The organism is Microvirga antarctica, assembly GCF_017921815.1.
Taxonomy (GTDB): domain Bacteria; phylum Pseudomonadota; class Alphaproteobacteria; order Rhizobiales; family Beijerinckiaceae; genus Microvirga; species Microvirga antarctica.
Genome location: NZ_JAGEMM010000008.1, coordinates 172,542 through 186,172 on the forward strand (window position 1 = coordinate 172,542; position 13,631 = coordinate 186,172).

Here is a 13,631-nt window from a genome sequence, read left to right on the forward strand (position 1 = left end):
GAAAAAGCGGGCGTGAGAAATCGCCGGCCGTTGTCAGGCGGCGCTCGGGCTGTTGGCCGAGACCTTCAGGTCGAGCGCCACATGGCCTTCCGGCGCGCCAAACCGCAGAAAGGCTTCGCTCAGCGTCGCGAAAACCGGTCCCGCATCGCCGCGCAGCTTGGTGCAGAAATTCTTCGAGCGGTCGAACACGCCGGATTGCTTGAGAAAGTCGATGCAGCCGTAGATCTCGTCCATGTGATGCCCGTCACCGAGCGGATAGAGCGAGAATTGCGCGGCCACTGACAAGCCCGTTCGGGGCGCGTCGGCCACATGAAGGCGGGCGGCAGCGATGCGCTCGGTGAGCGATTTGTCGTGACGCGTGGGCCCGGTCGGCGTGCAGATCGGATCGTCCGGCTCGCCGGGGCACCCGCGCGAGACGGTCGCGGCGAGTACGCAATGGACGCCGCCCGTCGATGCCCTCACCAACAGATCGCGCATGGCGGGAAAGAGTTGCTCCGGCGGCCCCACGATGAGCGTGGAGACGTCGTCGGTCTCGATGCGAAACGTCGGCCGATAAGGCTCGAGCGCATCGATCGCGCCGAGGATGACCCCGACGAAATCGTTCGTCATGGGATACAATGAGATTTGTGCGCCGGAAAACATCAGTCGCCTCGCTCCGCTGGTATTACCCAGATCAGCTGTAGGGTCCGCTGGCATTGCGCCATCATCTCAGCCCCGGCGATACGGAGCACCCCTGTCGAAGTCCAAGGCTTAGCACCCTTTCTTTTGGGAATGCAAGCACAGGTCAGGAAACGTGACCGCCGCCACCCCTGGCTCATCTGCTCCCGTTTGAGCGCGACCATTAGCCCCAATGCGCTGCGGCCTCCCCTCGACAGGCGCCTTCAACAATGCTCCCATTGCGGCGGAGGGTTCAGCGCGTGTCGAGCAAACAAGCGGCCGCTCCCGACGAGGCATGTCGGTACGCCATGGGCATTGACCACAACGAGGCAGCGGACGTGCGTGCCATCGCGGTCGCGCCCTCGGCTGAACTCCGCACGGTCACGGTCCGCGATTTCGATGGGTTGGCGCCGCATCGGGCCGCCTGGGACAGGCTGGCCTGGAGTGCGCCGCAGCAAGTCGCCAACCTCCTGCCCTCCTGGGTCGAGGCCTTTCTGCGTCACCGGCTGAAGCCCCGCGAAAAATGGTTCTGCAGCTTTGCGTATCGGGGCGACGCGCTGGTGGGCGTGCTTCCGGCCGTCGTTGCGCCCCACCCGGTGCTGGGCCGCTTCCGTCCGCTGCTATCGACGCCCTTTGATGCGCTGACGCCGTCGGGGGATCTCCTGCTTGATCCGGCCCATGCGGAACTCGCCCTGCAGGCTCTGCTGGCGGAGGCCCGGGCGGCCGAGCCCGCCCATCTCGGGCTTGCTCTTCGCGCCGTGCGCCGGAGCTCGCCATTGTGGGGCGCTCTGACAGCAGCCGGCGGCGACCATGTCAGACACGGCCTGCGGGCACGATTTTCATTCCTGGACGTGTCGGGCGACGCGGAGACCTATTTCGCCAGCCTCGGAAATCTCAGGCGCAACCTGAAACGCTACCGCAAGAAGCTCGACGGTCGCGGTGCGGTCACTGTCGAGATGCGCAGGGGCGTCGCCCCTGGAGACCCGTTCCGCGACGAATTTCTTGCGCTGGAAGCGGCAGGCTGGAAGGGCCGCAATGACACTGCCCTTCTCAACCATCCGGGAGCGCTCGCCTTCTACATCGCGCTTCTGGACAACATCGCCGCGACGGGACGGCTCGAATGGCAGGGTATTCGCCTCGACGGAAGGCTCGTGGCCGCGGGGATGGGCATCCGCTGCGGACGCTCGCTGATGCTCCCCAAGATCGCGTTCGACGAGGATTATACCGATTGCATGCCGGGCAACCTGCTCAGCGCGGAGGTGATCCGCGATGGATTTGCCCGTTCGGATGTGGACGAGATCAACCACATGAGCAACGCCGCCTGGCATCAGTTCTGGCGCATGGATTCAGACGATTATACCGATATCCACCTCGTGCGCCCCGGCCTCGTGCCGATCCTGTTTCAGCTCTCGCGCGTCGGCGCGACGGCGTTCTACCAAGACCACATCCGGCCGCGCATTCCCGCCGCCCTGAAAGCCGCCCACCGCAAGTTCCGCAGGCGTGGCGACCGCAAACCGCGCCGCGCCGCCGAGACGCGGACCGCCGATCCGCTCAGGACTTCAGCCGGTAACCGGTCCTGAAGATCCACGACACGGCAACCAGGCAGGCGACGAGGAACACGAGCGTCATGGTCAGGCTGATGCCGACGCTCACATCCGACACGCCATAGAAACTCCAGCGAAACCCGCTGATGAGGTAGACCACCGGATTGAACAGCGTGATGGTGCGCCAGACCGGCGGCAGCATGTCGATGGAATAGAAACTGCCGCCGAGAAATGTCAGCGGCGTCACGATCAGCAGCGGCACGAGCTGCAGCTTCTCGAAGCCGTCGGCCCAGATGCCGATGATGAAGCCGAACAGGCTGAACGTGATGGAGGTCAGCACGAGAAAGCTCAGCATCCACAAGGGATGATTGATCTGCAGCGGCACGAAGAGGCTGGCGGTCGCAAGCGTGATGAGACCCAGAATGATGGATTTCGTCGCGGCCGCGCCGACATAGCCGATGACGATTTCGGCATACGAGACGGGCGCCGACAGGACCTCGTAGATGGTCCCGGTGAATCGGGGAAAATAGATCGCGAACGACGCGTTCGAAATGCTCTGCGTCAGCAGGGTCAGCATGATCAGGCCCGGCACGATGAACGCGCCGTAACTCACGCCGTCGATATCGGCCATGCGCGACCCGATGGCGGCACCGAACACGACGAAATACAGGGACGTGGACAACACAGGGGACACCACGCTCTGCAGCAGCGTGCGTCCCGCGCGCGCCATCTCGAACAGATAGATGGCGCGAATGGCGTGGAAGTTCATCGATTGTCCTTTACGAGGCTGACGAAGATATCCTCGAGCGAACTCTGCTCGGTGCGCAGGTCCTTGAATGAAATGCCCTCGCGGGCGAGATCCTGGAGCAAGGCCGTCATCCGGCTGTCCTCGCCCGCATCGTAGCTGTAGACGAGTTCGGTGCCGTCCGCGGAAAGCGTCAGCGCGTAGGGGGCGAGGGAAGCGGGAACCTCCGCCAGCCGCGACGGCATTTGCACCGTCAGCGTCTTCTTGCCGAGCCGGCTCATGAGCGCGGTCTTTTCCTCGACAAGGATGAGTTCACCCTTGCTGATGACGCCGATGCGGTCCGCCATCTCCTCGGCTTCCTCGAGGTAGTGGGTGGTGAGGATGATGGTGACGCCGGAATCGCGAAGGCCGCGCACCACGTTCCACATGTCCCGCCGCAACTCCACGTCGACGCCGGCGGTCGGTTCGTCGAGGAACAGGATCTGCGGCTCGTGCGACAGCGCCTTGGCGATCAGCACGCGGCGCTTCATGCCCCCCGACAGGGTCATGATCTTGCTGTCCTTCTTGTCCCACAGCGAGAGCTCACGAAGGATCTTTTCCACATAGGCCGGATTGGCGCGCTTGCCGAACAGCCCGCGGCTGAAGGTGACAGTCGCCCACACGGTCTCGAAGGCGTCGGTCGTCAGCTCCTGCGGCACCAAGCCGATCTTGGCGCGCGCCGCGCGGTAATCGCGCACGATGTCGTGGCCGTCGGCCGTGACCGTCCCTTCGCTGGCCCTCACGAGACCGCAGATGATGCTGATCAGGGTGGTCTTGCCGGCGCCGTTCGGCCCCAGCAGCGCGAAAATCTCACCCGGGCGGATATCGAGGTCGATCTCCTTGAGGGCCTTGTAGCCGGACGCGTAGGTCTTCGACAGGCGGGAGACGGAAATCACAGGGTTCATGCAGGGCTACTGACACAATCGGGGGTGGCGTCGGGGTCACATACCTAAGCGCTTCCGCCGCCGTTGCAAGGTTGCGATGCGGCATGAAACGCAGCTCGACCGGGATAACGAGGCCTGCGCGGTGGCCGACGGCGCGACAGCAGGGCGCGTCGCTGCCGCTGGTCGTGGTCTCTAGGACCGCCTCTAGGCGGGCTGACTGGCCGCCGCAACGCGCTTGTAGGCTGGTCGGTCGGTGATGGCCGTGATGTAGGCATCGAAGACGGGATCGCCCTTGAGGCCGGGCGCATCGAACATGCGCGCCCAGTTGATCTGCGAGCCCACATACACATCCGCTGCCGAAAACATGTCTCCGAGCAGGTAGGGACCCTTCTCGAGCGTGATCTTGAGGGCGTGGATCACATCCTCGTAGCTGCCGTAGCCGACGGCGGATTTCCGCTCGACCGGCGGGCGCTTCAACATGGTATCGAGGAGCGCCGGCTCGAAACACCCGGCCCCGAAAAACAGCCAGCGATAATACGCTCCGCGCCTCGCATCGCCGATCCCCGGCGCGAGGCCGGCCGCCGGAACGATATCCGCCAGATAGGCGATGATGGCCGCCGTCTCGGTCACGACCACGCCGCGATGCACGATGGTCGGCAGCTTCCCCATGGGATTGATGGCGAGAAATTCCGGGGTCTTGTGCTCGCCCTTCTCGAAGCTGATCGGGACGATGCGATACGGCGCGCCGACTTCCTCAAGCATCCAATGAGCCATCTGGGCCCGCGATTGCGGATTATGATAGAAAACGATCTCGTCGGTCATGAATGGAGGCCTCCCTGAACCCGGCGGCGAAGAGCGTCGACGGGTTGAACCTGCGCCCGGTTTGTTGCCGCATGATGACCCTCCCGTTCCCGGGCCGCAAGCGGATGGCGGGAATGACCTGTGCGGCGTCGAGGGGCAGTGAGCCCGGTCGGGGTCAGACCACTTGGCCTGCCGTCCAGCCGGATGACCACGCCCATTGGAAATTGTAGCCGCCCAGCCAGCCGGTCACATCCACGACTTCGCCGACGAAATACAGCCCCGGCACGGCAACCGCCTCCATCGTGCGCGAATCGAGATCGCGCGTATCGACCCCGCCCAGCGTCACTTCGGCGGTGCGGTAGCCTTCAGACCCGGAAGGCTTGAACCGCCACGCCTTCACCGCATCGGCGACCCGCCGCAGGGCCTTGTCGGAGAGATCCGCAAGGTTGCCCCGCGCGCCGTCCTGCTCGGCGATGGCCTGCGCCAGGCGCTTGGGCAAATGCGCGCTGAGCGCAGTGTGCAGCGCCTGCCGGCCGTTCTCGGCCCGGGCGCTGCGCAGCGCCTCGAACAGATCGGTTCCCGGCAGCATGTCGAGGCCGATCTCCTCGCCCTCGCGCCAGAACGACGAGATCTGCAGGATCGCCGGACCGCTGAGGCCCCGATGGGTGAACAGCATCGCTTCCGCAAAGCGCGTCTTGCGGTGGGACACCACCGCATCGACCGCGACTCCCGCGAGCGGCGCGAGGCGTGCCAGCATGGTGGGCTCGAGGGTGAGCGGCACGAGGGCCGGGCGGGTCTCGGTCACGCGCAGGCCGAATTGCGTCGCCAGCTCGTAGCCGAAGCCTGTCGCGCCCATCTTCGGGATCGACTTGCCGCCGCAGGCCACCACGAGCGCGCCGGCCTGCACACGCCCCTCCGACAGGGTGAGGGCAAATCCCGCATCGTTCTTGGCGACGGCGGTGACGCTGGTGGAGAGCCGCAGGCGTGCGCCGGCAGCCTGAAGGTCGTCGACCAGCATCTCGACGATCTGTCGGGACGAGCCGTCGCAGAAGAGCTGCCCCAGGGTCTTCTCATGATAGGCAATGCCCTGCCGCTCGACCCGGGCGACGAAATCCGCCTGGGTGTAGCGGCGCAAGGCCGAGATGCAGAAACCGGGATTGGCCGACAGGAAGTTTCGCGGCGCGGCGTGCAGATTCGTGAAGTTGCACCGGCCGCCCCCCGAGATCCGGATCTTCTCGCCGGGCGCGCGGGCATGGTCGAGCACGAGGACGGAGCGTCCGCGCTTGCCCGCCTCGATCGCGCACATCAAGCCAGCGGCACCTGCGCCGATCACCACCACGTCGAACTGGTCCAAGGAATGCCTTTCGGGACAACACCACGGCCGTTTGGCCCTGCCCCGTCCCGATGGCACGGAATGACGGGGGCATCAACGGGAGGCTTCGGGGATCGTCGACCCGGGAACCTCTCAGCGCAAGTTCGCTTTGCGCTCAGGGTCCCTGGACGCTTGCCCAGATCTCATCCAGCTGGTCGGGGGTCACAATCGTGCCGGAGGCAGCCCGGATCACCGCATGACGGGCGGCCGGAGGCTCGTCGGTTACGGCCCGATGCAGGGCCTCGCGCAGGGTCTGGCAGGCCATGCCGCCCGACCAGTCGATGCGGTCGAGATCGAGTTTTGCACCCTGGACGACGTATGCCAGACGTGCCGGCGATTTCAGATCAGCCTCGGTCAACATGGCGCACCCATCCGTTGAACGGTCTCGAGACAACGGCCTGATCGGATCGACGTTCCGACCGGTTCAGATGATGAAGAAGTCCAGCGCCGTCAGTTTCTGCTTCTGCGCGAACGACACGATGGCCACCGCCTTGCCGGCCCCGGACCCATCCACGTCGTAGAACAGGGTTTTCTTCGTCCCGTCGTAGACGAGGTAGTCATTCTTGTCCTTGGCCTCGCTGCCAATGGTGAAGAATGCCTTGTTGAGTTTGCCGGGCTTCGTGAGCGTGCCGCCGCCCAGCTTCTTGAACACCGCGTTATCGAGATAGACCGAGTCGTCCTTCACGATAAAATCCGCAATCCGGTCGATTGTTGCGGCCGAAGGCTTGGCGTTGAACACGAAAACGTCGCGTCCCGCGCCGCCCGACAGGGCATTCTTGCCGCTCTCGCCCCAGAGCTGATCGTTGCCGGCGCCGCCGCTCAGGCTGTCATTGCCGAGCCCGCCCCGCAGGATGTCGTTGTGGTTGCCGCCATAGAGCTTGTCGTTGCCGGCCTCGCCCCAGAGGGTGTCATTGCCGTCGCCCCCGTCGACCCAGTCGTTGCCAGACAGCGCATGCACGACGTTGTTGCCGATATTGCCCACCAGCTTGTCAGTGCCCGCCGTACCCCGCATCTGGAGCACGAGGGTACCGCCCGTGGACGGCGTGGGGGTGGGCGTCGTTGTCGTCGGGGTCGTTGCCGGCGACCCCGCGAGGAGATCAACCGTCTGGTCGCTGAACCTCGCGTACCGGATATCGGTCAGCACATCCGTGCCGTCCTGGTCGGCGCGCAGATCGCTGATCGTCACCGTGCCGCTGGTGCTCTTGACGATGGTGTAGCTGGCCTTGGCACCGGAAAAGACCGCCTGGTTGTCGCCCGCACCGCCTTGCAGGAGATCGTCGCCGCGTCCGCCGGTCAGCGTGTCGTTGCCGTCGCCGCCGTTGAGCAGATCGTGGCCTGCTCCGCCCCACAGGACGTCATTGCCGCCCGCGCCGTTGAGAACGTCGTTGTGATAGCCGCCGTCGAGCTTGTCGCCTGAAGCCGTGCCGGTGCGGGTCAGCCCGGTCACGTGGGCGGGGCTGGAATAATTGGCCACGATCACCGCGTTGGCGGGCTTGTCCTGCGTGGTGTAATCGTCGGTGTGGATCCCCGCGTCGGTCGGATGCTCAAAGGGGTGGTAGCTCCACAGGAACGCCCCATCGAGCCATTGCCCCCCATAGGTGGTCATGACCTTGAACAGGGCCTCGTAGGCGTCTGTCTGCTCCTGCTGGTCGACCGTCCCGTTGCCGGACCAGACACCCGGGTCCTTGTTGGTCCCGTCGAGGCTGCGATAACCGACCTCGGTGAACAGGATCTTCTTGCCGTATTGCTCGGACAGGGCCTGATAGGTCTCCACGACCGATTTGCCCTGATAGATCGTCTTCACGTAATCGTTGACCGGGGTCTCGGTCCAGGCCTTCACCAACTGGTCGACGGTGGGCGCGTTGGAGGTTGTCAGCGGCACGTAGGCGTCGACGCCGATGAGGTCGACTTTGTCCCAGAAACTGACCGACTTCGCCTCGTCATAGGTGGCCGCATAGGTGATCTGCCCGTCATAGACGCCACGGATCGAGTCGATCAGGTCGACCCACTTGTCCCGATAGGCGGCGCCGCTCATGCTTTTCATTTCGGTGCCGATGCAGAACAGCGGCGCGTGGGTCTCCTGCGCCAGCGCCGCATATTGCAGCATCATGGCCTTGTAGTTGGCGAACCACAGATTGGGGTCGCTCGGCGCGATCTCGGCGCGCCAGGTCCCATCGCCCGATTCCACATGGGGCTTCAGCATGACGTTCATGCCGCGGGAGGTGACGTCCAGCATGGCGGCCTTGGTCTGCGCCAGAGTCTCGCTCTGATTCGCGCGCAGGCCCATCGTATTGCTGGTTTTGTTGTCCATGTAGAAGTTCGGGATGATGGCCACCGAACTCGCCCCGGTGTCGCGAATCTGGTCGAACGCTACGTCAGCCGTGGCCGAACCCCAGTTGCCGCCCCAATAGGATGGCAATGAAATTCCTTCCCAGGTGAAGATCTGTTCGTTGGCCATGGAGAAGCTTCCCTTCAGTTCTCCCTATCGAATCAGGCGGTAGAGGCAATTCTTCATTAGGGATAGGCGCTATCTTCGGAGTTATTATTTAAGAAACTTTATAACATCTGCGACGCCTTCTGGCTACCGGTTTCGGCCCGGTGTGGCCCGGCTCGCTCATCCTGCAAAAAAGGTCGCGCCGGGACCCTGTTCAGAACGCCCGTCTGCCTGTATGAAGCGCGCATGAGCCTGCCCATTGTCGGCGGCACTTGACCGGAACGGCGTATATCGGCGTTAAGCCTCGAGAACGCCCCGACATCAGAAGGAAGAGCCATGTACATCCTTGAAATCGCCGGTAAGGCGATCGCCATCACCAATGCGGACCAGGATCAGGCCCATGAATTGTTCATGAGCGAAGACTTCAAGGACGACCTCAAGTCGTTCTCGAGCGAGGGCAAACCCCTCTGGGATGGCTCGACCCAGCTGACCATTCGCCGCGCCACGGACGATGAGATCGAAGCGTTCGACGAGGCGATGGAAGACGACGAAGAGTTCGACGATGAGGACGACGAGGAAGATGGCATCGACGTGATGTTCCTCGCCCTGATCGACGAGATGGACGACGACACCGACGACGCGTAATTTCGCGCATGACACCCGGAGCTTGCACACAGCTCCTTTGACAAGGAGCGGCTCCGCCGCGCTCATATGCCGTTTCCCAAAACAAATCCCAGCCTCGAACGCGCGCTCAGCGATCGGGGCTACCTCGAACCGACCTCCGTCCAGGCTGCCGTCCTGCAGGCTGACGCCGAGGAACGCGATCTTCTCGTCTCGGCTCAGACCGGCTCGGGCAAGACCGTGGCCTACGGGCTTGCTCTGGCCTCGACCCTTCTGGGCGAAGCCGAACGCTTCGACACCCCACGCGAACCGCTGGCCCTCATCATCGCGCCGACGCGCGAACTGGCCCTGCAGGTCCACCGCGAGCTGATCTGGCTCTATGGCCCTGCGGGTGCGCGCGTCGCGTCCTGCGTCGGCGGCATGGACGTGAGACGCGAGCAGCGCGCGCTCGCCGATGGCTGTCATATCGTGGTCGGAACCCCCGGCCGCTTGCGCGACCATCTGGAGCGTGGCCGTCTCGACACCTCGAAGCTGCGCGCGGTCGTCCTCGACGAGGCCGACGAGATGCTCGACCTCGGTTTTCGCGAAGACCTCGAGTTCATTCTCGACGCCACGCCGTCCGAGCGCCGCACCCTGCTGTTCTCGGCCACCATCCCGCGCAACATCGCGGCGCTCGCCCGCAAGTTCCAGAAGGATGCCCTGCGCATCGACACGCTGGTGTCGAACCAGCCGCACGGGGACATCGAGTATCGGGCGATCCGCATCGCGCCCAACGAAATCGAGCACGCGGTCGTCAATGTCCTGCGCTTTTATGAAATGCGCGCCGCCATGGTGTTCTGCAGCACCCGCGAGGCGGTGCGTCACCTTCAGGCAAGCCTGCTGGAGCGTGGCTTTTCGGCCGTCGCCCTGTCGGGCGAGCTGAGCCAGAGCGAGCGCAACCACGCCCTCCAGTCCCTGCGGGACGGCCGCTCTCGCGTCTGCGTCGCGACCGATGTCGCGGCCCGCGGCATCGACCTGCCGGATCTCGGCCTCGTCATCCATGCCGACCTGCCCAACGATCACGAAACCCTGCTCCACCGTAGCGGCCGCACCGGCCGCGCGGGCCGCAAGGGAATCTGCGTCCTGCTGGTGCCCTATACCCGTCGCCGCAAGGCGGAAGGGCTGGTCGCATCGGCCGGCGTGGACGCCGAATGGGCGGGACCGCCCTCCGCCGAGGAAATCCGCAAGCGCGACCGCGAACGGGTGATGTCCGACCCTGCCTTCACCGAGGAGTCGACAGAAGAAGACGTCGCCATGGGGCGGGCGCTTCTGGCCGAACGCTCGCCGGAAGAAATCGCCACCGCCTTCGCGCGCTTCCACCGGGCGCGCCTGCCGGCTCCGGAGGAGATGGTCGACGTGGCGGTCGATCGCGGCCCGCGTGAGCGGCTCGACAAGCGCGCCCGCGAGGGCGAGCGCGACCACCGCAGCACCCGCGCCGGCCGTGACGAGAGCTTCGGCGGCGGCGAGGACATGGTGTGGTTCCGCATGAATGTGGGACGCCGCAACAACGCCGATCCGCGCTGGCTGTTGCCGATCATCTGCCGGCTCGGCCACGTCACCAAAACCGAGATCGGCACCATCCGGATCTTCGACGGCGAGACGAAATTCGAAATCGTGAAGTCGGCGGCCCCGAAATTCACGACCGCGGTCCGCAAGACCAACGACGAAGAGATCCGCATCGAGCCCGCGGGCTCGCCGGGCGCTGCCCGCGACGACAAGGCGTTTCCGCCCAAGAAGAGCTTCAGCAAGGATCGGCCGAAGAGCACCTTCAAGGAGGGTTCCTTCAAGGACGGCCCGAAGCCTCCCTTTAAGGACAAACCCAAGGGCGATTTCGCCGATCGCCCGAAGCGGGACTTCAAGGACGGCCCGAAGCCCGGCTTCAAGGGTCCGCCGAAAGGCGAGTTTAAGGGAAAGCCCGGTCCCAAGAAGCCTTACGCGGATGCCGGAAAGCCGCGCGGCTTCGAGGGCAAGCGGCCCAAAGCCGATTGAGCGCGAGGCGGCAACGCCTGGGTCTTGAGGGCCGGCACGCAGCGCGGCCGGCCTTGACGAAACACTATTACCTGCGCTTTTGTGCGGGGATGAGGATTCGTCGTGGCGCCTTTGCCTTGGGTCGATCCGTGGCCTTGGCCGCGTTGGCGCTGGGCGTTCTTGCGCCCGCTCAGGCGCAGACGGAGCCGGCCGGCAAACCCATGACTCTGACGGTCAGGCCGTCGGCCTACGAAAATCCGGACGATCCCCGGGTGCGGCAGGAAAAGCTGCTCAAACGCCTCGAGCGGAGCGATTACTGGGTTCGGTCGATCTGCACCCATTGCGGCGATTCCTGGAAGCACCAGGTGTATGCCCCCTTCAATCCGCTGGATGCGCTCAGCGGCGCGAGGAGCCGACCCGATCCTGAGCCGACGCCGCAGGCCGTTGCCCCCCAATCCACCGAGGCGGCGCCCCCCTCGCCGACGACCGACTAGCCGCCTCTCAAGCGAGCGCTGCACGTCGGTACTTTTGAGGCGGGCGTTGGATTTTAGGACAACTTGAGCCGTCGCGGGCAATCCTCTATAGCTGGAGGGGCACGCGGGACGACCCCGTGTTTTCCCGAAAGGCGGTGGGGACGACCCTGCCAGTGACGGAGGTCCTGTCATGGCATGGACTTATCTTGTGCTTGCCGGGTTGTTTGAAATCGGTTGGGCGATCGGCCTGAAATACAGCGACGGCTTTTCCCGCCTGATCCCATCGGTCCTGACCGCCATCAGCATGGTCATCAGCGTCGTTCTCCTCGGTCTCGCGCTGCGCTCCCTGCCTGTCGGCACCGGCTACGCCATCTGGACCGGCATCGGCACGGTGGGAACCGCCATCCTGGGGATCGTCCTTCTCGGCGAGCCCGCAACGGCCCTTCGGCTCGCCTGCATCGGCCTCATCATCGTGGGCATCCTCGGCCTCAAATTCGCAGCCGGCTGACAAGACAGACAAGGGCCAACCTCTCCATGGTCTCCACCCGATGATCCCGCCCCGCCCCATCGCCTCGATCTCCTCCGCCAGCTGGCTGAAGGCGTTCGTGGTGGTGGTGTGCCTGGTGATCGTGTTCCTGGAGGGATGGCGTGACTGGAGCGAGCGCGAGGACGAGCTTGTGCGCACCGAGAGCGCGATGGCGAGCCTCGCACGCTCCCTGGCGCAGCATGCCGACGACACGTTCGAGCTGGCAGACGCCGTCCTGGTGGACCTGGTGGACCGGGCAACGGCCATCGACTGGAGTCCAGCCCGTACGGCGCGGCTGCGCGATTTTCTCGTCGAACGCATCAAGACCCTGCCCCGTCTCAAAACCCTGGCGATTTACGGGCCGGACGGCATGCTGGTGACCAGCTCGCTGGCGGTGGAACCCGGCAACGTGAACGTCCGGCAAAGCGAATTCTTCGACCATCACCGGACGGACAAGGATGCCAAGTGGTTCTTCGGCCCGCTGATCCGCGACCCGCTCGAGGGGTCATGGGTGCTCACCCTGTCACGGCGTTTCGACGAACCGGGCGGCGGCTTTGGCGGCGTCATCGTCGCCAGTATCGAGTCGCGCTACTTCACTGAGTATTACGGAAAATACGACGTCGGCGCGCAGGGGTCCCTGGTGCTCTTCACCGCCAAGGGCACGCTCGTCTCGCGCTACCCGCTCAATGAACAGGTGATTGGCCGCAGCGGGGCCTCCGACCGGCTGTTCACGCAATATCTCCCGGAGGCTTCGTCCGGATCGTACCGGTATGTGTCAGCGGTCGACGGTGTGGAGCGCCTGAGCGGCTATCGGCGGTCGGAGACCTTTCCTGTGGTCGTGCTGGCAGCCTCGTCTGAAGAGGAATCCCTCACGCTTTGGTATCGCGCGTTTGTCTATCGGCTGATCGCCGTGATGGCCTTGGTGGTCACCATCGCGTCGCTGGGGTGGAGCCTCGCCCGGCAGCTGCGACGCCGGGATCGGGCCGAGGCGGAGCTGTCCATTCTGGCGGCGACCGATGGCCTGACGGGGCTCGCCAACCGCCGCACCTTCGACAGTCACCTGGAAAGCGAGTGGCTGCGGGCGGCGCGGGAAGACACCGCCTTGTCGCTGCTGCTGGTGGATATCGACTGCTTCAAGGCCTTCAACGACGCCTATGGCCATCAGGCCGGCGATCACTGCCTGAAATCCATCGCGCAGGTGCTGGCGGAGGGTGTCAGGCGCCCCGGGGATCTCGTGGCCCGCTACGGCGGCGAAGAAATCGCCGTTCTGCTTCCCGTCACCAGCGCCAAGGGTGCGGCCAGGATCGCCGAATTCATCCGCTCGGGTGTGCAGGGCATGGGCCTTCCCCACAAGCACAGCCTGCCGGCCGGTGTCGTCACCATCAGCATCGGGGCCGCCACCCTATTTCCTGCCTCCGAGCCCATCAGCATCGGTCCAAAGGACCTGATCGCCATGGCCGACAAGGCGCTCTACGGCGCCAAACTCGACGGACGCAACCGGGTGGCGGTCTCGAAGGCCGCGTGACGC

General features: G+C 64.8%; 13 protein-coding genes and 1 riboswitch. Of the genes, 6 read left to right on the forward strand and 7 right to left on the reverse strand.

Annotation, left to right across the window (positions count from 1 at the left end; genetic code table 11):
- Positions 1-33: 33 nt before the first annotated feature.
- Positions 34-642, reverse strand: coding sequence for a YkoF family thiamine/hydroxymethylpyrimidine-binding protein (locus tag J4G32_RS19855; protein ID WP_210497291.1), 609 nt, complete (start codon positions 640-642; stop codon positions 34-36).
- Positions 634-745: riboswitch (TPP riboswitch) on the reverse strand. It overlaps the preceding gene by 9 nt.
- Before the next feature lie 172 nt (positions 746-917).
- Here J4G32_RS19855 and J4G32_RS19860 point away from each other — a divergent pair.
- Entirely contained in the window at positions 918-2,237 is a 1,320-nt protein-coding gene (locus J4G32_RS19860) for a GNAT family N-acetyltransferase (RefSeq protein ID WP_210497292.1), read from the forward strand.
- Here the strand turns inward: J4G32_RS19860 and J4G32_RS19865 are convergent.
- The 6 genes from J4G32_RS19865 to J4G32_RS19890 all read right to left on the reverse strand — a co-directional run bounded on the left by J4G32_RS19865 (position 2,209) and on the right by J4G32_RS19890 (position 8,500).
- Positions 2,209-2,970 carry an ABC transporter permease gene (locus J4G32_RS19865; RefSeq protein WP_210497293.1) on the reverse strand — a complete coding sequence of 254 codons (762 nt, stop codon included), beginning with the start codon at positions 2,968-2,970 and terminating at the stop codon, positions 2,209-2,211. The genes J4G32_RS19860 and J4G32_RS19865 overlap by 29 nt on opposite strands.
- Positions 2,967-3,890, reverse strand: coding sequence for an ABC transporter ATP-binding protein (locus J4G32_RS19870; protein ID WP_210497294.1), 924 nt, complete (start codon positions 3,888-3,890; stop codon positions 2,967-2,969). Before J4G32_RS19870 ends, J4G32_RS19865 begins: the two co-directional genes overlap by 4 nt.
- A 183-nt stretch (positions 3,891-4,073) precedes the next feature.
- A complete protein-coding gene (locus J4G32_RS19875) occupies positions 4,074-4,691 on the reverse strand; it encodes a glutathione S-transferase family protein (RefSeq protein ID WP_210497295.1) in 618 nt (205 codons plus the stop codon).
- A 154-nt stretch (positions 4,692-4,845) separates the two neighbouring features.
- Positions 4,846-6,024: a BaiN/RdsA family NAD(P)/FAD-dependent oxidoreductase gene (locus tag J4G32_RS19880; RefSeq protein WP_210497296.1), complete on the reverse strand. Its 1,179-nt coding sequence runs from the start codon at positions 6,022-6,024 to the stop codon at positions 4,846-4,848.
- Between the two features lie 133 nt (positions 6,025-6,157).
- Entirely contained in the window at positions 6,158-6,403 is a 246-nt protein-coding gene (locus tag J4G32_RS19885; RefSeq protein WP_210497297.1) for a hypothetical protein, read from the reverse strand.
- Positions 6,404-6,466: 63 nt separating this feature from the next.
- The gene (locus J4G32_RS19890) at positions 6,467-8,500 is read right to left on the reverse strand and encodes a glycoside hydrolase family 113 (RefSeq protein WP_210497298.1); all 2,034 of its coding nucleotides are present in this window, start codon (positions 8,498-8,500) and stop codon (positions 6,467-6,469) included.
- Positions 8,501-8,812: 312 nt separating this feature from the next.
- On the opposite strand from J4G32_RS19890, the gene J4G32_RS19895 reads away from it, so the two are divergent.
- From J4G32_RS19895 to J4G32_RS19915, 5 genes are all read left to right on the forward strand, one after another.
- On the forward strand, positions 8,813-9,121 hold the full coding sequence (locus J4G32_RS19895; protein WP_210497299.1) for a hypothetical protein: 309 nt from the start codon (positions 8,813-8,815) through the stop codon (positions 9,119-9,121).
- Positions 9,122-9,187: 66 nt separating this feature from the next.
- Positions 9,188-11,125: a DEAD/DEAH box helicase gene (locus J4G32_RS19900; protein WP_210497300.1), complete on the forward strand. Its 1,938-nt coding sequence runs from the start codon at positions 9,188-9,190 to the stop codon at positions 11,123-11,125.
- Between the two features lie 128 nt (positions 11,126-11,253).
- A complete protein-coding gene (locus tag J4G32_RS19905) occupies positions 11,254-11,598 on the forward strand; it encodes a hypothetical protein (protein WP_210497301.1) in 345 nt (114 codons plus the stop codon).
- A gap of 169 nt (positions 11,599-11,767) precedes the next feature.
- Positions 11,768-12,085, forward strand: a complete 318-nt coding sequence (sugE, locus tag J4G32_RS19910) for a quaternary ammonium compound efflux SMR transporter SugE (RefSeq protein ID WP_210497302.1) — start codon at positions 11,768-11,770, stop codon at positions 12,083-12,085.
- Positions 12,086-12,125: 40 nt separating this feature from the next.
- On the forward strand, positions 12,126-13,628 hold the full coding sequence (locus tag J4G32_RS19915) for a sensor domain-containing diguanylate cyclase (protein ID WP_210497303.1): 1,503 nt from the start codon (positions 12,126-12,128) through the stop codon (positions 13,626-13,628).
- The last annotated feature ends 3 nt before the right edge of the window (positions 13,629-13,631 follow it).